This is a genomic window from Hymenobacter sp. 102, assembly GCF_049949205.1.
In the GTDB taxonomy this organism is placed as follows: domain Bacteria; phylum Bacteroidota; class Bacteroidia; order Cytophagales; family Hymenobacteraceae; genus Hymenobacter.
Window position 1 is genome coordinate 1,095,119 of the sequence record NZ_CP188172.1, and the last position, 23,750, is coordinate 1,118,868.

The 23,750-nt window shown below is 43.2% G+C and carries 19 protein-coding genes; 10 read left to right on the plus strand and 9 right to left on the minus strand.

The genetic code is table 11. The annotated features are described in order from the left end of the window. The first annotated feature begins 342 nt into the window (after positions 1–342). The gene (locus ACN19L_RS04805; RefSeq protein WP_426492401.1) at positions 343–1,902 is read left to right on the plus strand and encodes a tyrosine-type recombinase/integrase; all 1,560 of its coding nucleotides are present in this window, start codon (positions 343–345) and stop codon (positions 1,900–1,902) included. 111 nt (positions 1,903–2,013) lie between these two features. On the opposite strand, the gene ACN19L_RS04810 is transcribed toward ACN19L_RS04805, so the two are convergent. The 3 genes from ACN19L_RS04810 to ACN19L_RS04820 are packed head-to-tail and all read right to left on the minus strand — an operon-like array spanning position 2,014 to position 5,153. Then, on the minus strand, positions 2,014–2,805 hold the full coding sequence (locus ACN19L_RS04810) for a DUF805 domain-containing protein (RefSeq protein WP_426492402.1): 792 nt from the start codon (positions 2,803–2,805) through the stop codon (positions 2,014–2,016). 51 nt (positions 2,806–2,856) lie between these two features. Then, positions 2,857–3,702: a toxin-antitoxin system YwqK family antitoxin gene (locus ACN19L_RS04815; protein ID WP_426492403.1), complete on the minus strand. Its 846-nt coding sequence runs from the start codon at positions 3,700–3,702 to the stop codon at positions 2,857–2,859. Positions 3,703–3,746: 44 nt separating this feature from the next. After that, the gene (locus tag ACN19L_RS04820; protein ID WP_426492404.1) at positions 3,747–5,153 is read right to left on the minus strand and encodes a toxin-antitoxin system YwqK family antitoxin; all 1,407 of its coding nucleotides are present in this window, start codon (positions 5,151–5,153) and stop codon (positions 3,747–3,749) included. A 149-nt stretch (positions 5,154–5,302) separates the two neighbouring features. On the opposite strand from ACN19L_RS04820, the gene ACN19L_RS04825 reads away from it, so the two are divergent. The 3 genes from ACN19L_RS04825 to ACN19L_RS04835 all read left to right on the plus strand — a co-directional run bounded on the left by ACN19L_RS04825 (position 5,303) and on the right by ACN19L_RS04835 (position 6,730). After that, a complete protein-coding gene (locus tag ACN19L_RS04825; RefSeq protein ID WP_426492405.1) occupies positions 5,303–5,548 on the plus strand; it encodes a helix-turn-helix domain-containing protein in 246 nt (81 codons plus the stop codon). A 179-nt stretch (positions 5,549–5,727) separates the two neighbouring features. Continuing rightward, positions 5,728–6,405 carry a tetratricopeptide repeat protein gene (locus ACN19L_RS04830; protein ID WP_426492406.1) on the plus strand — a complete coding sequence of 226 codons (678 nt, stop codon included), beginning with the start codon at positions 5,728–5,730 and terminating at the stop codon, positions 6,403–6,405. 49 nt (positions 6,406–6,454) lie between these two features. Further along, complete coding sequence (locus ACN19L_RS04835; protein WP_315996604.1) at positions 6,455–6,730, plus strand: hypothetical protein; 276 nt, start codon at positions 6,455–6,457, stop codon at positions 6,728–6,730. A gap of 56 nt (positions 6,731–6,786) precedes the next feature. Here the strand turns inward: ACN19L_RS04835 and ACN19L_RS04840 are convergent, their stop codons facing one another. From ACN19L_RS04840 to ACN19L_RS04850, 3 genes are all read right to left on the minus strand, one after another. Continuing rightward, on the minus strand, positions 6,787–8,010 hold the full coding sequence (locus ACN19L_RS04840; protein ID WP_315996605.1) for a hypothetical protein: 1,224 nt from the start codon (positions 8,008–8,010) through the stop codon (positions 6,787–6,789). 743 nt (positions 8,011–8,753) lie between these two features. Then, positions 8,754–9,227: a hypothetical protein gene (locus tag ACN19L_RS04845; RefSeq protein ID WP_315996606.1), complete on the minus strand. Its 474-nt coding sequence runs from the start codon at positions 9,225–9,227 to the stop codon at positions 8,754–8,756. Between the two features lie 52 nt (positions 9,228–9,279). Next, positions 9,280–10,305, minus strand: coding sequence for an ADP-ribosylglycohydrolase family protein (locus ACN19L_RS04850; protein WP_315996607.1), 1,026 nt, complete (start codon positions 10,303–10,305; stop codon positions 9,280–9,282). 267 nt (positions 10,306–10,572) lie between these two features. Between ACN19L_RS04850 and ACN19L_RS04855 the strand changes: the two genes are divergently transcribed. The 4 genes from ACN19L_RS04855 to ACN19L_RS04870 all read left to right on the plus strand — a co-directional run bounded on the left by ACN19L_RS04855 (position 10,573) and on the right by ACN19L_RS04870 (position 14,156). Then, positions 10,573–11,061, plus strand: a complete 489-nt coding sequence (locus tag ACN19L_RS04855; RefSeq protein ID WP_315996608.1) for a hypothetical protein — start codon at positions 10,573–10,575, stop codon at positions 11,059–11,061. Between the two features lie 597 nt (positions 11,062–11,658). Then, positions 11,659–12,822: a replication initiation protein gene (locus ACN19L_RS04860; protein WP_315996609.1), complete on the plus strand. Its 1,164-nt coding sequence runs from the start codon at positions 11,659–11,661 to the stop codon at positions 12,820–12,822. Positions 12,823–12,869: 47 nt separating this feature from the next. After that, complete coding sequence (locus ACN19L_RS04865) at positions 12,870–13,208, plus strand: hypothetical protein (RefSeq protein ID WP_426492407.1); 339 nt, start codon at positions 12,870–12,872, stop codon at positions 13,206–13,208. A 339-nt stretch (positions 13,209–13,547) separates the two neighbouring features. After that, the gene (locus tag ACN19L_RS04870) at positions 13,548–14,156 is read left to right on the plus strand and encodes a tyrosine-type recombinase/integrase (RefSeq protein WP_426492408.1); all 609 of its coding nucleotides are present in this window, start codon (positions 13,548–13,550) and stop codon (positions 14,154–14,156) included. Between the two features lie 103 nt (positions 14,157–14,259). Here ACN19L_RS04870 and ACN19L_RS04875 read toward each other — a convergent pair whose 3' ends face one another. From ACN19L_RS04875 to ACN19L_RS04885, 3 genes are read right to left on the minus strand one after another with little or no spacing between them, the layout of a single operon-like run. Further along, the gene (locus ACN19L_RS04875) at positions 14,260–16,197 is read right to left on the minus strand and encodes a DUF2357 domain-containing protein (protein WP_426492409.1); all 1,938 of its coding nucleotides are present in this window, start codon (positions 16,195–16,197) and stop codon (positions 14,260–14,262) included. Positions 16,198–16,202: 5 nt separating this feature from the next. Next, positions 16,203–18,251: an McrB family protein gene (locus ACN19L_RS04880; protein WP_426492410.1), complete on the minus strand. Its 2,049-nt coding sequence runs from the start codon at positions 18,249–18,251 to the stop codon at positions 16,203–16,205. A gap of 2 nt (positions 18,252–18,253) precedes the next feature. Next, entirely contained in the window at positions 18,254–19,300 is a 1,047-nt protein-coding gene (locus ACN19L_RS04885; RefSeq protein ID WP_426492411.1) for a DNA-methyltransferase, read from the minus strand. Between the two features lie 612 nt (positions 19,301–19,912). Here ACN19L_RS04885 and ACN19L_RS04890 point away from each other — a divergent pair. Continuing rightward, positions 19,913–20,818, plus strand: coding sequence for a phospholipase D-like domain-containing protein (locus tag ACN19L_RS04890; RefSeq protein WP_426492412.1), 906 nt, complete (start codon positions 19,913–19,915; stop codon positions 20,816–20,818). Between the two features lie 104 nt (positions 20,819–20,922). After that, the gene (locus ACN19L_RS04895) at positions 20,923–23,658 is read left to right on the plus strand and encodes a UvrD-helicase domain-containing protein (protein WP_426492413.1); all 2,736 of its coding nucleotides are present in this window, start codon (positions 20,923–20,925) and stop codon (positions 23,656–23,658) included. The last annotated feature ends 92 nt before the right edge of the window (positions 23,659–23,750 follow it).

A 23,750-nucleotide genomic window follows, 5' to 3' on the forward strand; every position in this document is an offset into this window, starting at 1 on the left:
AACGCAGAATCCATGCGCAGGTATATCTGAACCCACGTTACTACCTGCACAAAACAGAGTGCGAACGGCCAGCACCCCATCCCACAGACACCGCTGAATTTACCCGTAACCTGCTGATTTTTAGCAATAAAAAAAGGCGCGGTAATACCGCGCCCCTTTTCCACAACCAAAACACCTAAAAAACTATTCTTTCGTTTATCAGGCTTTTAAGGCATATTACCTTAGTTTTGGTATACACATTTAGCGTTTCTGTATACATGTCCATTAATCTCTCTTACGAGTCATTGAATTGGATGCGAAGCGCTGAAACACCTACCAACAGCGTATTAGCAAAGCCCTATCATGCCTAGACCTACCAATGAACAACCCACTCTAACAGCATTCTGTAGGGGTAGCAAGCCCATTAAGCCTGTTTATATTCGATATAGCTATCGTGGCATTAGGCATCAAGGAATAGCAGTTCCTGACACCGCTATTGATCCTCAGTATCTGAGCAAAGATAACTTTGTTAAAACCGGCAAACCAGGTTACCTAGAAGCAAATAGAGCCATTGAAGAGGTACTCGATTGCATTCTACAGGCTCATGCTACCCTAGCTAACAAGAAAGTACCTTTCACGGCGGTTGCCTTATCAGCATTAGTATCTGAATTGCTGGATAAGATCAAAGAAACCAAGATTGCAAATGCGGCTGAGGAAGCAAGGAAAGCTCACAACGCAAGATTTAACAGCAGTCTTGACGGTGCTAAGAAGATTGTGGAGATAGAAAGTATACCAGAAGATGAATTAGCTATTGAGAAGTTGGAACGCGAATTAGCCAAGAAAAAAAGAGAGCTAGCAGCTATTAAGAAGAAGCACAGCATTGACCATGGTGATAAACTCACTGACTGGCTGCATAACTATATGAAGCGGAATGGTGTAGGCACAACTTTATCAAGCTCGACCATTCGCACACAGACTAGTTTTATCAATACAGTAGCTCAGTTTGACGCTGATGCTAGGATCGGTGACATTGATGATCAATGGCTGATCAAGTTTCAGCAATGGTTGAACACTACGCCTTCTAAAACCCCCATCTATAAGCAGGTAGTAAATCCTGTGACTAAGAAGAGAGAGAATGCTGAATTGTTACGCTATCAGATCGGTAGAGTGCGGTCTAATGATACTGTAGAGAATTATATCTCTAAAATCAAAACAATGCTCAACTACTATGATGCATACTCCGACTTGTTACCAGAAGGTATATCGGTAAATCCTAAGTATAAGCGCTATAAATTCTCTCTTCAAAAGAAAAATGATCAGGTGTTTCCTCTCTCTGAAGCAGAGATTCTAGAAATCATGCAGATGGAAGGATTTTCTAGGGCAAAAGAACGGGCTAGATTGATGCTATTGTTCCTCTGTGCTACATCATTTCGCTTCTCTGATGGGTCTACCATTACGAGTGATGATATAGAGGACGGTTATATCAATAAATACACACAAAAGGGTAAAAAGCAGGGCGTACAGGTTTATGTTCCTTTGAATCCTGTATCAGAGTATGTGTTGAACCGTTGTAATTTCGACATACCTTCCATAGCTATGGAAGATGATGATACGAACAAGTATATAGCTGAAATATGTAAGGAATTATCGTCGATGCATAAGAAGGTAACGATTATTACACCTGTAGGTGGTGAAGAAATCAAGGAAACCCGGTGGAAATATGAATGTATCACTACTCATTGTGGAAGAAGGTCACATATTAACATTTTGCTAGACTACAGAACACCTCTACCTGTAGTTATGAGTATTACAGGACACACTAACTTGAAGACATTACAGAGTTACGTGGATAAACGCAAAAAGAAAGTGGTAGAACATACGCTTAATATCTTCAACTTACCTATCTACAACAAGTCATATTGAAGTAAACGTTACAAAGTGAAAGCTCCAAGATAGTTGCAAAAAGCCCCTCTTATCGTGTTAAGAGGGGCTTTTGATTCTCATATGCACCGCTGTATTGAAATACCAAGAGCATTACTTTGGACTTGCACCATATCGGTTTGCTCCTTCGTCGCTAGGCGCAAATGCCATCCACATGAAGTAAAACGGAATTAGTTGATACACTCCGCTATTTCCACGGTCATGGCACCTCTTAGTTGCTTGAGCTAGATTCATCCACCAAACCGGGGCTAAAACAGCAAAGGCTATTACTATACATATTACTATATCATTCGAATCTTGTGAGAGTCTATATATGACGAATGCAGACAAGCAAGCAGAGATTACCATAGTAAGTAGTATGGTGAGCCAGTATTCGGTGCGACGTATTCTACCCTTCAATGAGAAAGGGGCTGCAAACAATTTCTTCTTGCTATCCTCTTCGTCGTCCTCATCCTCTTCGCCGTCTTTCACGCCCTTTAATGATTTCTCGAAACCATTGGGCATATCCGACTTATCAAGTATATAAATCTCGTCATCATTCGTGAATAGACATTTAGTGCTGAAAAAAGAGGCATTCAGGTTAATTAATACTTCTACGGATTCTACATCTTTCTTATGTTCAGATAGATCGACTTCAACCTCATTACGTTCTCCATCAGTCAACTCAATTATAACTTGAGTATTATTCTGTGTGAGTTCATTAAGATTTATTTCAACATCTACATCGCCATAAGCGAATAGATACTTACACTCCTCTGCTCTTACCTCTTTACTCATAAGTTCCCAATCTCCCCCCAGTGCAGGAAGATTTTCTACAGACATACGCGCTACAATCAGCGCGTGTGGAATATCCGTTTTGTGACGAAGACTTTTTACTTTAATCATACATTATATTAACTTTCAAAAAAACAACATGATTTTATCATCTACCCACCTTCACCTAGAGCTCAGCAACTCGTTAGACGATGAATAATAATCCACCGCATTAATATCAGCGCTCATGAGATTAAGTTGTCTCCCTTCAACTGAAGCGTTGCTAAATCTAAATCGAATGTATTTGACTGGATTATCAGGATGAGTATCGCTAACTGCTCGTTTCAGCTGGTCTAATTTTTCAGCTGATTCTGCTGTTAGCTCACGAACACCCGGTATACCAAGTACACACTGTGTACAGTGGCTTAGCGCTGTTCCAGACAGAAGCCCACCTTCACCAGTACCAGCAAGGTCTTCGCCATCCATCCCGAGGTATTTAGGATTCTTTTCAAAGTATTCAGCGATATTCCCTTCCCAACCTAATTTTATTTTGCTTTTTACCTCACCGTTGTAATCATAATTTATCTCCGTCTTTATTTTACCATTCCCGTAATATTCTTGCTCTTTTTCTTTATCACCATCATAAGAATAATATATCCATTCACCTATTGGCGTTCCTTCATTATACTCGCTCTTGAGTTCAACTCTTCCATTTCTGTGATAGTCATACACGACTCCATCTAATTGATTATTTACTAATGAGAACCGTCGTTTAACAGTCGGTCCATTGCCGTAGTATTGTGTAAGGTGCTGAGTTGGCAAATCATCCTCACCCGCAGATTCAACCTGTTCTGCGGCTGTCGTGTCGGCACCGTCTGAGTAGGCTTCAATATCCGCCTCTCGCTCTCCAGCATCTTCATTATTGCTTTGTTGGGAAGTCTCGGCTAGTTCTTTAACGGATGACTCAATATTATCACATCCGAAGAGGAACACAACGGACACAATGGCACTTAATGACTTAATATTCATGACTATGTATTCAATTGTTTTACACGAAGCTGTCTTATTGTAAATCAGTTTTGAGGTTTCTGTGCGCCTTCAGGTCGATTTACATCATCTGGATCATTCTTTGTGATATAATTCATCCAGAGGTAGGGTGATTTGCCCATAAACTCTTCGTAGAGCCACTGGCGCAAAGAAAGTCCTGCATATTCCTTCTCGTTCGTACACACGGCATCAAACCGTCTATTCAACGCTGTTTTGTATAAATCCCCTGCTCCACTGAGTCCCTTTATGACTTTTTGTACGCTAATAGCATCCATTCCCTTTTCACTGCCGACGCCTCTTAAGGCAAAATAAATCATCTCCGCATCTACTCGAGGGACGTGCAAAGCTGCCAAGGCTTGCGCTGTTGGGTCACTGAAATAAGGGTCTTTCAGCAGAGCGCGCATCGGCGTTGTGTTGCCATTTACTTTGTATAACACTTTCAGCAACAAAGTCAGCCTGCCTGCCTCCGTATTTGCTTCAATGATCTTAGGAACTGTTTCGTATTTCTCCGCCAACATGCCTGATTTGAGTAAATCAGCACCCACCATTACTCCTTTGGGCGTTCTGTACGCCTTGCCCGCAAAATCAGTCTCCTCTGAAGCAGACATGGTAAAGAAGTCAGGGTTTATTGGCTTCAAAGCTGCATCCAGTGCCTCTGCCACGGCAGTTTGCTTTGCTTGCTCCTGTTTCGCCAGCACTTGCGTGTAGGGGGTAGTTTTACCAGCAGCATCAATGAGCGCAACAGGCTTTCCCTGTTCAAAAAGCACTTTGTGACCCTTCTTGTAAATTATAGCTTTCCCGGAACTAGCCATGGTGGCATCGGTCCAAGTCCCAATTGGCGCGTCCTTCTCAAAGCTTCCAGAAGCATATTCTGCTTCCGAATTACCATACAGCTTCGCTGGTCCATTACGAAGGTTATTCAGGTAAGGAATTGTCCCCGTGAGCTTTCCGTCTTTATAAAATGTTTTCTTTATCAATTCACCATTATCGTTATACCACTGCTTCTCAACTAGTTTGTTACCATTCAATCTTTCGTATACGCTCCATACTCCTGTTCTAATGCCATTAGTGAAAGTACCACTGAACTTATTAGCATTGTATCGGAAGTTAGCTGACAAATCACCGATGTAATAAGCTGGTCCTGTTTCAGCACCATGTACATATGTGCTATTTTTCATCACTTGACCTGCGGTAGAATACATGTCTCCTTCAGAGTAGAGAATGTATTTGCCGTGCTTTTCTCCGTTCTCATCTTCTCCCCACCGTTCTTTCACCATTTTCGTCTCTCTACCATACTCGTCTTTGAAGTAGGTGCGGGCGGGTGGTGTAGTAGTCGTTTGAGCGTAAGATGTGGATATGCTTATTGTAAGACCGGCTGCTAAGCAGCTTACACGCAGATAGGTAAAGAACCGGCTTTTCGCGGTAAAATGCATACGTTGAATGGATGGTGAGAAAGGAATGATGTGAAGAAGGCTGAAGCAGACTGTTGCCTTAGTTAGTGCCTGCTATTAATACAAATCTAACAAGTCTTGGGTGCATTTCTGCGCCCAATATCAACTTTTGAGGTAGGGAGCTTGCTGAGGTGAAGAATCCAGCAGGCGTTAAACTTTTCGGGGCTCACCTACGCTCCTTGCGGGTGACCAAAGGATGGAGCCAGCAGATGTTAGCGGATGTCGCTAACGTGGAAAAATCCACCATCAAGCGCATTGAAACCGCAGCATTTAGCCCTACGCTAGATGTGCTGATTTCCTTGTGCCGAGCACTAGAGATGGAAATGGGCGACTTTATGAGTTGTGCTGATATCACACGAGTGGATTCTAGCATATGATATAGTGATGAGCATAGTCACATTGTTGTTGTAGCAAGTTTCGCAGCAAGTATAGAGGAACATCGGCACAACTTCTACTTAGCAACATACTATTTTTACATCAGCTACTGTTAGTATCAGTATGCCGTGAATCCCATAGTGGGTGATCAGCTGAAGCACATCACCAATCATCTATTGCCTTGAACTATCATATCCGCAGCACAGCGTTATCAGTCTCATTGATCACTTCATTATTACCGTTACTATCTGGTTGCTCACCCAAAGGTTCTCTGCCAAAGCATGAAAGTGTTGTGCGGGCACTTACCGAAAAGCGCTACGAAGCAGCCATTAGCAAGCTGGACACCTTGATTGCTCACCAACCAGATAGTACGCAACACTACATGCTCAGGGGGTATGCTCAGGACGAGTTGCAGAACTATGAAGCGGGAATTGCCGATTTCACCGCTGCTATCCAGATAGATTCATCATCAGCTATAGCTTACAACAACCGGGGGTATGCATATTACCTGTCTAACCAGTTCAAGCTAGCTGAACAGGATTATACCTGCGCGATCCAACTAACCCCTAGCTTCTCCCCTGCTTTCGGTAACCGAGCTCTGTTGTATGTGGCTACAAGCAAATACCAGCAAGCTATTCAGGATGTTGATTGTGCGCTAGCACTTGGCGACACAACAAACTCAACATATTATAACTTAAAGGGTTACTCAGAATTGCAACTTGGCTATCCGAGTCTTGCTATACGCACTTTATCATGTGCATTACGGCTCGATTCTGCATACCGTGATGCTGCGACCCACCAGCGAGATGCCCGAAAGGCTTTGACTGATTCCATCAACAACCAGAGAGTAAACAGGTAGAAACCGTTCAATCACTCAATAACCAGTATTTAACCAATACATCCATAAGGTGCACACGCCCAGCAAGCAACCCCAAACTGCCCTTGACGAGCTATCGAAACTGCGGCGTTACCAACGCAAAGGGCAGTTCTGCTTCATTGCTGGTGTAAGTCTGGTATTGCTCGACCAGCTGGTCAGCAGCGAAATATCTACTTTCAGTGGCGTAGGGATCTTGTTCGCCTCACTAGGCAGCGTCGGCTACGTCCTTGTTCGTAAAGACATCGCCAATGAACAACAGCTAATGCAGGAAACAGAATTGCGAAAGCGTATGCGATTAGACGAATAGCAGAACTCCTGATCATCATCTAATTGCATACGCTTATTGCCACTACTTACTATTCTTCAGCTTACTACCTTGATTTCAGGATGCAGCCCTAAGCTCTGAAAGGTATCAAGCATCACCCTCTTAACGGCTGCAACGTCAGCTCGCCTGATAATACAGCAATCGTGCACGGTCACGACACAGTTGATGCCCCTATCGAGCAAAGCAGGTAACAAGCAGTCGAACATGATTGCAGATTCCAGCCTCTGTGCTAGTAGACAGTTATTAGCGTATTGTTTGTGCACTCCTTGTCTATTGACTGTGAAGGACCAGTACAACGACTTGATTTCCTTGAACGAACTGTAGACGGAAGGGAAAATATCCATAAACAGCCGGAAGAAGTTTTTCTTGAGTTTACTGTGTTCGGTGTAAGATACCCTGTTTAAACCGTTGACCGCCTTTGAGTAGTCGGAAAAAAACACACCATATACCAGTCCTTTAGTTACCTCCCTCGCATCATTGTCTGCTACTCCGTAGCTACACCCGTACCTATTCTCATATTGCTTGCTCAATTCTTCGTAGATCAATCCGTTACCACACAATTTACGAAACCAGATATAGTCTGCATTTGCTTCGTACCTACGGCATATAGCAACTGCAGCTGCGCATTCGGGAACGAAGGTATCGACAAGCACGGCGCTGAGTACAGACAAGAAAAACGGTTGGCTGTTTACGATATCAAGTTCGGCTACCGGCATGGTAGGATCGTCTATAAACCGTAAGCAACGACGTAACACTTTGGGCATATTAGTAACAACGCTATGTACGCGCTTACCAAACGCATCGACTCCGCACCCTTTAAGAGGGTTAGTATTCCAATAGTGAAAATACATTTCGGCTGTATTTGGATTGCTGGTGCTACTGAAGCAATTATCAACATAGTTTAGTGCTTCCCTATCGGGCTGCAACACTAGCTCAGCAGTCATATCAATCACATGTTGCCGACCTATGCCTATTGCATCATCAACGCATTTTGACAAGTTGGTCCTAGCAATGCGCTTAATCTTCTTATGCAATACTGCGCTTTTCTTGAATATCACTGTTAGCAAAGGTTTTGATTCATCCATCAACCTAGGATGAATAGCATATGACTTGCAGATATGCAGATGCTTGGAATAGTATGGATTAACTACGATATACTGCTCTTCTATCAATACATTGATGATCTTATTGTAGTTACTACCCAGAACATTTTGAATAATATCAGAATGAATGTATACGTAATTATCTTTCCTTTCTTCCAAGGCAAGATATGGCTCACATAGAATATGAAACAACAAGTAGTATGCACTGGAACCTATTTTAAAATCATGATATCTAGAATCAATCGAAAGTTCATTTACTGATAATAGATTGGGATATAGTAGAGTTATTGGGTTAATAGTTGTCTTACGTGGCACTTCATAGGATTATTTTTTTAAGGTTTAATTCTTTAATCTTATCATTGACCAATGTATCAATTACAGTTGATTGTGGCACATTCATAATATTATTACCGAGCGCACCGCACAGGATCATCAATGCTTGCTTGGTTTCAGGTCGGATGTTGACCTGAGTCCAATGATAGTTGTACTTTGTCTTCATGTTTCATCTCATATTTCTTATTATATCATAGGGTATATTAATAGTTTTAGTTCTTGTTAAACTATTTTCCATATTACTTCACATCTCACTCATTGGTAGTTATTTACGCTAGTATACACAGAACACCTGCACTCCTTATGGGTGCACCAATGATAAATCATTGTAAAATTACTTTCTTGAATAGGTGCAAAAAAGGACACATATGGTATACCATAGGTACTGACAGGAATAACACATTATATTATGTGTCCTTTTTTCCTCAGTTAATAATTTGACTTTACGAAATACAATGCCAGTTACCGCAGAGGCTGCCCGTAAGGAAGCAGCCTTCATACGGGTATCAACAAGGACATATTCAGGTTGACTTACCTATACAATCTTAGTACTTACTCTAACTCAAAAACTAGTATCCGTAAAGCGTTGGGATCGGCTGAAAACGCACCACAAAGTATTTCTGGCTACAACTGACTGCCACTTTGTATTTTTCTACATCCTCCTGCGCTTCGCAATGCCCTTTAATTGAAGAGTTAAAAATATTCCAGATATACAGCGCAATCCTTTTAGGATCTTGTTGCAGATTGGATATTTCCGAACTCATCCCAATGAGTTCCACTGCTTGCGCTTGATCGGAATGATATAACTTGTCACGCTCTTCCATTGATCTATTGTGCAACACTGCGTCAGGTAATAGAGCAGCAGTGAACATGACCTTCTGAGCTTTGGGATTGAGCAACTTGCGTTTTGCTTCAAGCAGCTTGACATATTCGTCATTCAACCGTTTCAGGTCACACGCAGGCTTGTAAATGTGTTGGGGGTTTTGGCTGCGAGTTACTCCTGAGAACAAAAGGGCAGCAGATAGAAAATAATATTTGATCATAAAGTGGAAACGATGATTACACTTACAATCGTGGGTCTCTGCAAATCATTATCTACCTACACCAATCCATTCTTGTGATGAACCGATCTGCTAAGTCTTCAATCTCGGCTCGTTTGGCAAGCTTGTGACGCCACTCTACCGGAATACCCGACCTTTGCTGCTCAGCTAACAAAGCCAGAGGTCCAGCAACAGCCGCTGTTGTGTCCGTGTCGAAGCCTAAGTTTACCGCAGCTAGTACCGTATCGGCATAGCTATTGTGATTTAATACACACCATAAGGCTGCTGTTAGGGTATGCAGAACATATCCTGATGAATCAATAGCATCTTCCTCAAGCTGCTGTAGTTGACCACTCAGCACTTGTGTGAAATGCGGTACCTCCCGGCGCAAGTCTTGGGTTAGATCCTCGGTACCGTGTTCACACAGGTAAGCATAGGCTTCTTGTTTGCTCCTCCCGTGCAGTAGTTGATCAGCGAATTGCAGGTACAGGTAACACGCAAGTGCGGAACGCGAATGACGGTGGGTAACGCTGGAAAGCTCCTGCACAAGTTCTTGACGCTGCATTGAATCGGCTTGCTGATATAAAGGATGCAGCAGCAGTGGCAGGATGCGCATCAACGCGCCGTTTCCGTTATCAAATTCTTTAACTCCACCCGCTTCATAAGGATCACATCCCATTTCGATGCGTTCCAAAGCCATTTGGGTAGCAATGCCGATGTCAAACACCTGATTGACTGCCCAATAACCGTAGCGATACCAGTTGCAAAATCGGTTTCCAAGATCCTGAAGGTCTAGCTTACTCGGACCCGCCGCAATCATCGACTCGACGGTACATGCCACCAGCGCGAAATCGTCCGACCATGTTCCCGCAGGTTGCCGGAACGTCCCGTACCCGCGCATTCCCCGTACCGGATCGGCTCGTCGTTCATCTCGGTCCTCAAATTCAACTGGTACGCCTAACGCATCTGCAGCAGCAACAGCAAGAAATAAGTCTTTCGAGAGAGCTACAATCCGGTCTTTGATCATGCAAGAAGATTTGGTGAACAATTTCGGTTTCGGTTTAACCTGCTCAGGAAGCATATGATATTACGAAAAATGAACGGAAAGGAATGTTCCGTTCGTGATATATAGAGTAAACGAGCCGCACAATGGAATGCAAAATAACGCACTATTTCGATGGAAATGAATATGTTACCCGCAAGCAGATTACTCAACGTTATACTTTGCCTTCCTCCTGCTTACACCGCAGATTAGCAAAGGCACAGATTTCAAAAATTGTTGAAGGAACACGTTTTTACTTTTTACTAACGGACGTTCAGCACTTACTAGAAAAAACAGAATACAATCATGAGCAATAGTCAACCACCTTATCCCTACCCTGTCCTTCAACATTTAAAGTTTTACGAGCAATTTGACACTACGCTTCGTGACGATGCTACCCAATCAGCTGTGAATGCAGGTGATAATAAGCCCACTAGCACTATCAATTATGAAGCATTATTCTACCATTTGCATGACGTGTACCAGTTTAGAAGCGCAGATACACCGGGAGGAATCGGCTTTGAGCAACACGGCGCGAAGATTTCGCTGATCTGTGGCGGGGTTCCTCCAGTCAACACCCTGCTTGCAATTTTTGCTATGATTCAAACCAAGCTTACGGCGCTGGAACTGGAGGGCATTGCTAATGTCGTCTTCAACGCATCAACGAAAGACGAAGTCACATACTATAATGTATCATCCATCTTACAACCAAACGAAAACCTTATTCCTGCGATCCTCAGCCATGTGCAGCTGATTCACAGCAACGTGTTAACTAATACACCAAATGATCATTAATAGCAGTATGCAGACCAATTTATCTAATAGTGAGTGGCACAATCCTAATCTTGTTACCACTAGTTGATTTCATTGATAGCCAATAGTAATACGGAAGAGTGTATAGACAATGACAGCTATAAGTCGACATGAGTGGCACTAATAGAGTATTGTTCCCATCATCAGTATCCTTCTTCCAGTATAAAATCTTAAAACCGAACCGAAACCGTTTAGCGCTTATTCGTTTCGGTTTTTTATAAGTTATTTTATTGTATTCATCTTATTCACAACCCCGCAAATCATTAAAAACCAATACGCTACACCCATCACTCATTCCTATAACACAACCTATTTGTACTTATTCACAAGCATCAAGCTTTATTATACAACCAATAATACCTATTCATCAAGTTCTATCCACTAGCCACCACAACAAAAAAAACGGTGTCAAATATTTTGTTCACAAACAAATACACCTTACCTTTGCATTATAATTTTCTCATACTTTTTTTAACCAAGGAGAACACAGACCTACATACTACGTTTCCATCTAATCACGCTTATCATTAATCACCGTTGGCATTAGATCTGTGTGGCTTTCTACCATGAAACCACACAATGAACGCTCACGCTTCTCTTAGTAATTATTTTATCCGCCTTCCGCAAGCAACCATGAGCTTGTTGGAAACGCGCTTGTTTACTGCAGCGCTCCGTTGCTTGCATCGTTCTACCGAGACTCTGGACCAGACGTTCCACGTCAAGGTCGCATCGCTAGTTACGCCTTCTGGTAGCGCTTACACCGCGTTGCGGGTTGCCTGCCATGAGTTGAAAAACCGCTTGTGGGATGGCGAACACTTGTTCCTAGAACTGGCTATGGTTTGTGGAACAGGTGAAATAGACGTGCGTTTCAATCCAGCTTTAGCAGAGCACTTGCTCGGGTTGAATGCAAACTTTACTTGCTTAAACTTTAAAGATCTAAAGTTTTCAAGCCCTTACACGTACCGCCTGCTTTGGCTTTTACGCAGCTATTATAACCCCAACGCAGCGAAACACCAGAAGTTTGTAGCTCCCATAGAAGCAATTCACCGCTGGTTTTTTTCTGACCAGCGGAAGTATACAGACTATGCCCGGCTGAAGCGTTGTGTGATTGATCATGCTGTGGCAGAGTTATGCGCAGCAGGGCTCCATTGCACTGCCACAACTCGCAAACGAGGCAATAAGGCAACGCATATTGTCTTTACGATTCCGGCTGTGCAACTGGAAAAGCCTCGGATGAAACGTGCATCGGTTCCAGCGACACTTACGCAGGACCACTCGCCAGATGTTATAGTGAACGAGAATATCACGTCGATGGAAACCGACGAGCTTGCACTAGGTGCTGGTCCAACTAATCTACCTAAAATACCGCTTCAGCCCACATCCCACTGCACTCCACAGACGGTTAGCACTACACTGAACCGCGAGCAGCTCAACAAAACATGGTCTGAATTAGCCTCTTTTCAACTCACTAGTCAGCAAGCGACATACGTTGTGATGGCAGTGAAGGACAATCTTATTGCTTATAAGAAGCTGCGCGCCTGTATGGCACAGATTAAACATAAGTGGGAGCACGAAGGAAACATTCACAACTTAGGTGCATTCACCCTTGCGTGTCTTAAAAAGAGCCTTGGCATTTACCAAGTTAAATCCAAAGGCTCTGCTGGAAAAGTAGCTGAGCATCGAACCCATCAGCTTCATTCCTTAACGAACCTACTCACTCATAACTACAACATGCCATCCTAGTTGGCATACTCACTCATTTATTATTACACCTTTTAACACAATAAACGATGAATACTCCTGTAGAACCAATGATTTTGACTGCTAACACCTACTACATGAAAGGGTTTGGCGGAAGTGCTGGTCGATCTAACGAACGAAAAGTTATTAAGGAAGTAGCTGATTACTTCACCGAAATCGGCTTAACCGTTACTGTGGATGAAGGCGGCTGTACTGGCACAAACGGCATCGTAGAAGCGATCTGTACGTATAGCCAGAGTTGCAAAAACGTGTACAAAACACTCACGGTTTACAACAAAGGCAAGCTTAGCAACATCACGGCACTACGAAAGTTGTCTAATCAAGCTGCTGTGCGTCGCGCAAAAATCGATGGCTTATTAGCTGCGTAGTGGCTACACATACTCATAATCGTGCTTACTGAAATCATTTGCTGATATGCTCAACAGTCTCATTGAACACATAACGAATGTTCATATTGAGCTACCCCGAAAGTAGCTTGTGTTGCACTAGCTCACCGAGCGAAGTACAAACACCCAAAGTTGTCACCAACTCTCGACCGATTAAAGTTTTGATGCTGAGATTAATTAATAGGTTTCAGATTTATCAAAAGTGAAACTAATAGCTAAACAACACTGACTTTCAGTATTTTAACTATAAAGCTATGCAAAATGCACACACTTAGTTTCAGTTTTGTGTAATTTTGATCATAATTAAAACCAAGCTTTAGTATGCCAAAGAAGGACTACAGTACAGAAACGGCACCTCTTACGTGGAATGAGTTCGAGAACTTCATGAGTAAGATTACCTACTCAGCGCAGTTCGGAGGTGAAACCTCACTGTACCGCGTCCTCATCTTTGCTGCTGTCACCACTTATTGCGGCTTAAGGGCTGGTGATGTGCTTAAACTTAAGTGGGTCGACTTACTTGAGAAGAAAGTCATTTCAATAAGAGAAGGAAAAACGGGCAAGAACCGAGAGATTACACTTAACCAGAAGTTACAAGAGATTATACGCTTTGCGTACCAACAGGCATCCCCTGCTTCCGATCAGCACTACATAGTATCAAGCATGGCTTCTTGCGGTACCAAGCCATTATCGCTGCAGTATGTGAACCGATGGCTCAAGACCGTTTTCACTAGGTTCGGTATAGTAACTCAGAATGCATCAACTCACACATTCCGCAAAACCTTTGGTAGACGCGTTTTTGAGATGAACAACCGGAGTGAAGAAGCGCTAATCACTCTTTCGCAAATTTTCAATCATTCTTCAGTAGCAATCACACGCAGCTATATCGGTTTGAAGAAAGAGAAAATTGCTGATGTATATCTAGCTATGTAACATCAATGCACTTCAACGACAAAGCCGGCTTGAATCCAGCTTTGTCGTTGAAGTGCATTTAACAGTTACCGGCGATCATCTTGACATCAACCGAGACAGTTACCTAAGAGAAGTATGCTTCCTCTTCCTTATAATCACTACTTTCAGACACTTTATCAATCACATGGCGCAAGAACTGCTGAAGTTGCAGAGCCTGAGAATCTGTAGCAGTAGGACGTAGTTGGAAAGCTCCGACGCTAGGAAAGTAATAATCAGTTGCAGGATACTCCACATTAGGATGCCTGATAAAGACACTTTCCTGTTCACCAGAACCCGGAAAGAGAATATAGGATCCACGTGTACCTAGCAGTGCATCTCTATAGGTATGCATCTTATACAGATCTCCCCTTTTATAAGACTCTTTCGACTTGGAATCCATTTGACTGATAATCTCATCCTCCATCTCGGAAACAGAATCATCGACTTCGGAAGACCATTGGTTGAAATCCAATCTGTATTTAGCGTCAAAGTGGAGCCAATGGTGTCTTTTGGCACCTTGAACCTCAACATCTAAAAGGATGCTATAATCTGGATGAAGATTTGCTGAGTAGCTACCTTGCCAGTCAGCAGTTTTAGCCTTTGTAAAAGTGCGGTTGTAAAAGAGATATACTTTAGAGGTAATTCCTGATCTAGATACTTTCTCAAAAATAATCTGACTCTCCCTACCCCGCTTCAGATTAGATAATATATGCCCATCCTTTGATTCATATAGAGGAGAACTTCTAGGAATCTCCAAGTCACATATAGAACGCAAACATGATCTTAACACGAAGAAACACCAATACTCATATAGTTCGCTAATTGGACGAATATCACCATCCAATCCACTCGAAATCTCTAAGCCTCTTTTCCAAGATAGTTGTAACCCGACTTGAAAACTCAAGTCACATTCCAAAATATCCTTATACCCTTCTCTTCTTTGTAGTACTTGAGAATTACTTAAAGATTGTCGCGACGCTCCGACTTCACGCCATAATGAGTGACTTAGCCATTCTAGCAATTGCGAGTTCCACTCATAAACTTCACCAGCGCTGAGATAACGTTTTGAACGAACAAGTTGATCATGTAGATCTTCACCCATTGCTAGCAAATTGACTAGAAATGATTTGATGTATCTATTCTCTTTAGTATCAACTGTTTCTACTTTGCTTACAAAAGGCAGGTGTGTCGGACTGTAGCCGTTAAAGAGATCTGACAAAGGACCTCCTTTTTCAAAATGCTCTCCTGTAAGTCTTGTGGCAATTATATCTAATGCCGGGTTGCTGCTTATCGCTATAGGCAACAACGATTCTTGAACTCTTGTATGGCTGTGAGGAGACGATAGAATAGCCTCAATGGCACCTGCAAGTGCACCATTTTGCATCAATTTGCGGTAGTTGAATAGTATAGATAATTCATCTGCTTCGCGATATAAATCGGTTTCTAATTGAGTAGAGGTTGGTGTGTCAATGCTGAGTAATAGGTTAATAGACTCTTCAGCAATGCGAGCAAGCAGTGCTCTAAGGTCTTCGAAGTACCCTAACTTTATACAAACAACCTCAAACCTGACTGGAGTAGCACCCGGAAGCTCAAGAGATGCAATACCTATGTGGGAGCCAAAATTCAAACTGCCACTTAATTTAACACCACCGGGAACAACTTGCCACCGCTTAGGAGGATCTGTCCGGTAAAACTTGCTAAGTCGAGCGGGAAGTGGGTAAACTCTATTTTCCATCCACTCTCTCTCCGCAATATCTCTGGATACAGGAATGGTTATATCAACCAGATATTCGGTGTTTTCTCTAAGCTGTAAGGATTCGAATAGAGCATTACCTGTATCTCGCCAACACATGGCAGGAATACCTCGTAGCCCAACCGAATCCGGCTTTTCTTCTAGCTCTGCATTTTCTAAAAAATCTATCTTCCCTGCAGAAGTGGCAAGCCCCGCCTTACCGTTGGTCCATTCTATGTCCAAGGAAAGCAGTTCATGCCACCTGAAACAAAGCCGATGAAATGCGATCATAGGTTCTACTCAACAAACGTAGCGTAGTTCGTCAAAAGCAAACGCCGATTCATACGAGCTACTTTGCTTATGGTCTTTCTCATTTGATCAGCTTTACCGGTATCAAACCGCTCTGCCGGAGAAATACTTACCTCTGCATCTGTCCCCACCTTATATCTAGCAGGGCTTGCACTCGTACTGTCACCTGCACTCAAAAAAGAAATAAGTGCTGGCAGACAGTCTCCAAGTTGTCGACGGTTACCATGAACCTTAGGTAGCACTTTTTGCAGAAACGCGTTATCAAGTGCTTCTACCCAATTGAGCTCTGGATCAGCAGCGCCCGTTACCTTCCAAGTGGCTACAACCCATTCTTGTAGATACCTGAAAACTTCATTTACAAGTCGGTATCCAAAAGCAAAACCAATTGGCTCTAGCAACTTGTATGCACCATCTAGCAAGATTGTTGTGTGACGGATGACATTAGCAACCCATGCGTGGTCATATCCTAGCTGTATAGCTAGCTCTACAAGACCCTCGTGTGGCTTTTGCGATGTTACTGTAGGTTTGTCTCCACTTAGCACCGCTAAAGCAGCATCAACATTCAGCGAAGGCTCTTCTGGCTTACTATCACCTATATACTTGCCCGGTTGTACACTTAGTATTTCTATAACGTGTGCTCTGTCCAGCACCTTCGGGGAGAACATATATGTAGTTTCATCAACATTGATGGTCCCAACGATGCAGAAGTTGTAAGGAAGTACCAGTCCATTTCCTGCTTCTACAAGCGCTTGAGTAGCACCTGCTTCAATAGATTCAGGGTTAGCATAATTAAGTACTTCATTGATCAGAGCGATTGTATCCGCACTGAGTAACGGAATCTCTACACCACTAACCGAACGGTTCGCTTCCATCAAAGAGAGAAATGAGCTAAAGTAACGTTCTACGTGGGATAGATTCATCTCATCCAAAATCAGAAAATGAGGTATTTTCTGGCGATCAGGATGAACTGATCTTAGGAGCAATTTCAAGGTATCTGTAACCTCATAGCTTTCGTGGGTTTCTGCCCCATCCAGTTTAGTCCTTTTAGGACCAAAAGGATTTCTATAACCTAAGAGGTGTCGCGAATCTGTCCAATCCGCTCCAACAGGTATCAGATTATAAGTCTCAGTTAAGCCTGTTACTGCTTCCAACGAGCTCGCTAAGTGCAGTGCACCTCGGGACTTACCCGTTCCCGATGGACCACTCAGAATAACAAATCCTTTGGCTGCCAATGCCACCACCAAGTTCTTGTCACAGCCTTCAACCGATGAAGGTATGGCGCTGGTAGCTGAAATCGATCCCGGATTTACAGCAGGGATGGACCTTGGAGCGCTTGCTGAAGCTCTTGTTGTAGTAGATGCTGGAAGGTAATCTGCCGGATCTGCAGGAGAATCTTGCAACCATGAAAGGTCCCCGTATTCGCTGGCAGGAATATTTGTGTCAAATAGAGCATCTATTTCGGTGTTTGTCAACCCGCTCTCATCCCTATATACATCCACTAAGCTTTGAATAGCTTGGTAAGAAGGTAAGCGTCCTACCAGAGACTCCACGTCTTGGTTTCTGTAAAACCAAATAGCTACATCATCAATACGAGGAAGTATTGAATTTCCGCTTCGTTGAATAAGCGTACTTGCTAATTGGTCTTCGTACTGATCTGCGAGCTTGGCTTTTACCGGGCGTTCACCCCAAGTATGTAACAGGGGTTTAAAAGCGTTTCCGGCTAAAGTATTGGGAGCACCATTAGAATAGAACTTTGGTGTCTGCCTCAAAAAATCACCTCTTCTAAATGCAAAGTAATTCACCAGACAACCAGAATCTTGGCTTGATCCTGATGGTGTTGCTAAGTCACACGACATGTAGTCGTTCGTTGCTATGCGCAACGGTGTCTCACGCAAACCGAGGGGAACAGTATCTCCTCCACTGAGTTTAAGCGCACGTTTGAATATCAAAAACTCAGATAATCTCGTTTCTGCACCAGTCGATTTACTACGTTGGATGCTTGCGACAATTCTGTCTAAGCTGATGTATTTACTCATTGTTATTTGGAGGAGCTAAGATGAGCCACCTGATCTACAGCTTGAGCTAAATCAGCTACAGACGGCGCCTCTATTTCGATAGGAGCAGGAAAATCAATTGCTTCAGCCATACTTCTGGCTTGATTTGCCATCAGTTCACAGAATTGAGCGCTAATATCAATGCCAATTGTTCTGAACCCAAGCTTTCTAGCAAGCCATAACGTCGTACCACTTCCACCAAATGGGTCTAAGACAATACCGTTCGCAGGTGTAGTTGAACGTATAGGGATATTGATCAACTCTTCAGAGAAGGTCGCTTTATGTCCTTTGCTTTGCCGTGAGGGTGGTACAATCCAAGTGTCTAATGGAGGCAATGAAGAACCTTTGTCATTATGCCTAGCGACAGCATCTCTGTTGAAGTAGTACCATCGCTCTTTGACGAAATGGAAGACATACTCATGTGAGATAGAACACCGGTCACGTACCTGATCAGGTATAGGATTGGGTTTAATCCAAACATTGTCATTTCTAACCAGCCAATCTGCATCCTGCATAGCAATTGCGAATCGGTGAGGTATCAACAGCAATTGCTTTGGACGACACCATTTACCGTCTCCCTTTCTGTCTTGCGGGCGAAGTCCAAACCTCCTTGCGCTTTGCTTCTTCTCGTCACTACGATGTTGACCCTTCCCACTCCAATAAGTGTCACCAAGGTTGACCCATAGGCTACCTGTATCTCTCAAAACTTCCTTACAACCCTCAAATACCTCTACAAGACCATTGATGAAAGTCGTAGGATGTTCTTCTAAGCCAAGCTGCCCATCAACCCCATAATCTCGTTGCCCATAGAAAGGAGGTGAGGTTACTATGCAATCAACTTCAACGCCAGCTTCTTTCAACCACCTTAAAGCTTGACGTGAATCAGCGTTGAAGATAAGGGTTCTCTCATCTGCATAATAGGCATGGGACCGCAGATTTGCGTCCATAAATACCTCTTGCAGAGTAATATTTGGGGAAAGGGCACGGTTAGCCTTTGTATCTGGAAGCTTCTTCTCTTTCAAAATCGCCATTGCAAAATCAGCTTACCTATTGTTAGTCAAAGATTTACGCATTCATCCTTTATGAATGAAAGAGGAACACACCTCTATTCAGCGCTCTTCATAGGTAAGCGTTTCAGCAAAGATACCGCACCTGTCAAGCAATCCTATTCAGGATCAACCCCGCCTCGAATGGTAGCGAAGGAGAAAGTCTACTTAACTAATACAAATAATTGCATATCAATTTATTGTGTTCAAATATACTAATGACAATGTCATTAAGTCAAAGTAATTAGCAGGGAAAGTTTTCGGTGAAACGGAACAAACCACCTTTATCAATGAACCCTCCACAGTGGATCGCCTTATACTTCTTTTCTATGATAATTAAAGGGTCTTTAAACCTGATTAGTCAAATAATCAACATCTTACGCTCTCTAAGTAACGACATTGATGAGATCCTGCTGCGTCTGCCAAGGTATCAACAATACTGAACCTTCCGCTGATCACGATACGAGGCACTTTACTGCTATTTATTCCCAACGATAACGTTCGCAACAACAATTTTCGCTTTAGGATGCATAACTATTCCAAGTTATGCGTCCCAAGCTATTATAGGTATTTTTGGCTCTCCACCCTTAGTATGACATGCCACAGTTCCTTACCAATTCAGGTACTTCTCACCTGATTGAAAACATCATTATCAAGGCGAAATCTGATTTGGTGCTCATAACTCCCTACTTGAAATTAAGTCGCATTCTATCAGAGCGATTAGTAGAGGCAAACGACTTGGGGGTGAAAATCAAGTTGGTATATGGAAAATCTGAGTTGCGTCCACGAGAACGACAGCAACTTGATATGTTGCATAATCTAGAACTACTGTACCTCGAAAACCTGCACGCGAAATGTTATCATAACGAATCTACCCTTATCGTTAGCCCAATGAATCTCTATGAGTTCTCCGAAAAGAACAACCGAGAGATGAGTATTGTATTAACGCAACGCGATGACAAAGAATGCTTTGCGGATGCACTTGCGGAAGCACGCTCTATTATAGCAGCAGCTCGAGCAAGCATAAGAGCAACAGATACTTTCGCGAAACAACCTGTTGTAGTGCTACAATCCAACACAAACGGCGCTCTTACCACGGGTAAGCAATTTGATCACAACCTGAAGGCACAGAAGCTACATGAGCTTCTTTCGCGAAATCCATCTTACTCTACCATCCAGTTTCAAATAGAAAGCCGCCCTCAATTATCTGGGGAAGGAACGAGAACGACAATCATAGCGGAAGGTTTTCCGAGGTTAGGCGTTACGTTGCGCTACGAAGGCTCTATTCGGCTAGAGTTCGGGAGTAGTTATAACTATCAACGAATAAAGAATCAACTAGAAGCCACTTTTAACAGGATATTAGGTGACTATCGCTGCTATTGGAATCGTGATGTGATTCAGATCTATGCCGCTAAGAGCTACGAGTACACAGATGAGCAAACTGTTGCTGCCCATTACATGCAGGAAATAGAAAAAGCTCGGTTCGTGCTTAAAAACGCTTAATCTACCTAACCCTAAGGATATAAAGGTTTCAACCGAAGCCGTGTAGCCACTCATCTGATTTCCCTTTGCCGATCTAAATCAAGTTTTCGGCACAAGCTTTTTTCATGGCGTATCTAGGATTGGGCATCTGCATGGTGCTCGTCGTCTATCTGATCTATCTGCAGATTTCCACCACTAGCAGACGCAATTCTCTAACAACGAAGCTCAGAATCCTGCTAGTAACGCTTACAGAGGCAGAGTCCGCCTTCAAGTCGTTTACTTCCTATTCATGGGGCTATTTTGAGAATTATAAACTTAAAATCTGGAAGGACCAGTATAGTGCTGCCTTTGAAGCAGTCAAGGGACTAGCTTATGAGGCTACCGATTTATCATCACTGGAGAAAGCTACAATCCAAGCTTTCCTCGACCATTATAGCCGGGGAGATGAGATCCGGCAAGCTTATAACAAGGATTTTATCCCGCAAGAACTGCAGCGATACGATAACCTCTTTAGCCATATAGAAGGCAGAAGCCTTGATTTGCAGCAACGTACTGCCATCATCAGCAATGAGGACAACAGCTTGATTGTTGCCGGTGCAGGCTCTGGTAAAACCACGACAATCATTGGCAAGGTCAAGTACGTGCTTGACCGATACCGCACCGATCCAAGTAACATTCTACTCATCTCGTTTACCAGCAAATCAGCCACTACTCTTGCTGACCGAATTGGTATCAAGGGGATGCAGCCGCGAACCTTTCACAAATTCGGCAAGGATGTTATCTGCACTGTAGAGCAAAAACAGCCTTCTCTCTACGATGAAAGCCAATTCCGCACTTTCATCAGTGCTACGTTTAAGCAGCTGATGAAGGACCGTGCATATGCGGAGAAAGTAACGACCTACTTTTTACATCATCTGAAACCTGTCAAATCATCTGAGGAATTTCAGAACCAAGGAGCCTACTTCCAGCACTTGAAGGATAACAATATTAGATCCTACAAAAGCGTGGAGCATTGGGAGAGAGGGAAGAAAACATACAAACAGGAAGTAGTAAAGAGTATAGAAGAATGCCAGATTGCCAATTTCCTTCTCTTCAACGGAGTGGAGTACCAGTATGAATTTCCATACGAGCATCCCACATCCTCCCCTCTTTACGGGCAATGGAAACCAGACTTTACCATAACGCAAGGAGACAAGAAGCTTTATTTAGAGCACTTCGGCGTCGATCATCACGGTAACGTACCGTCCTTTTTCGCTAAAAAGGGGGAGTCAAGAGAGCAGGCAAGCGCTAAATACCAAGGAAAGATGGCATGGGCTCGTCAGACCAGCCAATTTTATGGTACCACCCTGCTTGAATCATACAGTTATGAGATGCAGGAGAATACTCTGTTCAAGAACCTCGCAGATAACCTAGTGCAGCATGGCATCATGTTGCAGCCGAAATCTCCACAAGAAATCTGGGAAATCATTGCTAATGCAGCAGAAGATGAAGTAGACAGCTTTAGCACATTGCTTCAAACATTCATCGTTTTGATGAAGTCCAACAACTACTCCATCAAGGATGTGCAGAAGCAAAATGACTTAGTAGTCAATGACCGCCAGAAACAGCGAAACCAGTGTTTCCTAGATCTAGTAACGCCTATCTACGAGCGATATGAACAGGAGCTAGCATTACGTCAAGAGCTTGATTTCAGCGACCTTATCACCAAAGCAACCTCATACATTAGCTCAGGAGCTTATCGAGAGAGGTTTGACTACATCATCATTGATGAGTTTCAAGATATCTCCCAAGGTAGGTATCATCTAATACGGGCTTTACGAGAGCAAAACCCGCAGTGTAAGCTATTCTGCGTAGGAGACGACTGGCAATCTATCTACCGTTTTGCGGGCAGCGATATGTCCTTGTTTCAAAACTTCAACAAGTACTTTGGATACAGTCTGCATTCTAAGATAGAAACGACCTATCGCTTCCATGAGCCCTTGATCGGTGTTTCTAGTGAGTTTATCACGAAGAATCCAAATCAAGTGCGAAAATCATTGAAGAGCGGTAGCATCGGTAAGCAGACGAATTACCGTATCGTGTACAATACCTCTCAGGAGCAAGATGATACAGATACTGTTAAACAGTTGCTGGATCAGCTAATAGCTGAGGTTCCGGGAATTGCTCAGAAAGAAATTATAGTCTTGGGCAGGTACTCTTTTGACCTGAAACGGATTAGAAACAACGACCGAACATTCAGCATTGATTCATCTAGCACAATCCATTACACTTATTCGAATGAGCTTGGTGAAGCCCTTACCCTGCACATTCCATTTCTCACAGTCCATAAGGCAAAGGGGCTCGAAGCTGATATTGTCATTCTACTCAACTGCAGTTCAGGTAAGTTCGGGTTCCCTTCCGAGATGTCAGATGACCCTGTGCTAAGCCTGCTACTAAGCGAAGCAGAACAGTTCCACAACGGCGAAGAACGGCGACTCTTCTACGTGGCGCTTACACGAGCTAAGGAGCAAGTAATCCTTGTAACCAATCCCGCCTTCAAATCTCAGTTTATCACTGAATTGGAAGCGCACGATGATGATCCTAAACGAAAGAAATGTCCTCATTGTGTCACGGCAGATGCGTTGCTACGCACTGGTACCAAAAACGGTAAACCATGGGCATTTTATGGATGCTCCAACTACCTATATGGATGTGATTACCAAGAATGGGTACGCGTAGCACCTCCTGCAGAGCAGCAGTTGCCTAATAGCAACAGTGAGGCGGAAGAACGAAAAGATTTGCTCAAGGCTAAGTTCAAAGCACTCATCAGAGCAAGCCTTCCGTCTTCTGCAGAGTCTGACGAGCCACTAGATGTGCTGTAGTGACAGTGGCAGAAACAGTGTGGTGGTGTAATATGCTACGGATAAAGTTACTTCAAAACCTATCTCATGGTGCGTGTGCAGCAGATGCACCT

What these genes read in the sequence shown, in the direction of transcription:
- ACN19L_RS04860 (WP_315996609.1), top strand. Translation starts at nt 11,659, where the DNA reads ATGAACGCTCACGCTTCTCTTAGTAATTATTTTATCCGCCTTCCGCAA.
- ACN19L_RS04820 (WP_426492404.1), bottom strand. Translation starts at nt 5,153, where the DNA reads ATGCATTTTACCGCGAAAAGCCGGTTCTTTACCTATCTGCGTGTAAGC.
- ACN19L_RS04810 (WP_426492402.1), bottom strand. Translation starts at nt 2,805, where the DNA reads ATGATTAAAGTAAAAAGTCTTCGTCACAAAACGGATATTCCACACGCG.
- ACN19L_RS04845 (WP_315996606.1), bottom strand. Translation starts at nt 9,227, where the DNA reads ATGATCAAATATTATTTTCTATCTGCTGCCCTTTTGTTCTCAGGAGTA.
- ACN19L_RS04815 (WP_426492403.1), bottom strand. Translation starts at nt 3,702, where the DNA reads ATGAATATTAAGTCATTAAGTGCCATTGTGTCCGTTGTGTTCCTCTTC.
- ACN19L_RS04850 (WP_315996607.1), bottom strand. Translation starts at nt 10,305, where the DNA reads ATGCTTCCTGAGCAGGTTAAACCGAAACCGAAATTGTTCACCAAATCT.
- ACN19L_RS04885 (WP_426492411.1), bottom strand. Translation starts at nt 19,300, where the DNA reads ATGGCGATTTTGAAAGAGAAGAAGCTTCCAGATACAAAGGCTAACCGT.
- ACN19L_RS04880 (WP_426492410.1), bottom strand. Translation starts at nt 18,251, where the DNA reads ATGAGTAAATACATCAGCTTAGACAGAATTGTCGCAAGCATCCAACGT.
- ACN19L_RS04890 (WP_426492412.1), top strand. Translation starts at nt 19,913, where the DNA reads ATGCCACAGTTCCTTACCAATTCAGGTACTTCTCACCTGATTGAAAAC.
- ACN19L_RS04870 (WP_426492408.1), top strand. Translation starts at nt 13,548, where the DNA reads ATGCCAAAGAAGGACTACAGTACAGAAACGGCACCTCTTACGTGGAAT.
- ACN19L_RS04895 (WP_426492413.1), top strand. Translation starts at nt 20,923, where the DNA reads ATGGCGTATCTAGGATTGGGCATCTGCATGGTGCTCGTCGTCTATCTG.
- ACN19L_RS04865 (WP_426492407.1), top strand. Translation starts at nt 12,870, where the DNA reads ATGAATACTCCTGTAGAACCAATGATTTTGACTGCTAACACCTACTAC.
- ACN19L_RS04875 (WP_426492409.1), bottom strand. Translation starts at nt 16,197, where the DNA reads ATGATCGCATTTCATCGGCTTTGTTTCAGGTGGCATGAACTGCTTTCC.
- ACN19L_RS04855 (WP_315996608.1), top strand. Translation starts at nt 10,573, where the DNA reads ATGAGCAATAGTCAACCACCTTATCCCTACCCTGTCCTTCAACATTTA.
- ACN19L_RS04805 (WP_426492401.1), top strand. Translation starts at nt 343, where the DNA reads ATGCCTAGACCTACCAATGAACAACCCACTCTAACAGCATTCTGTAGG.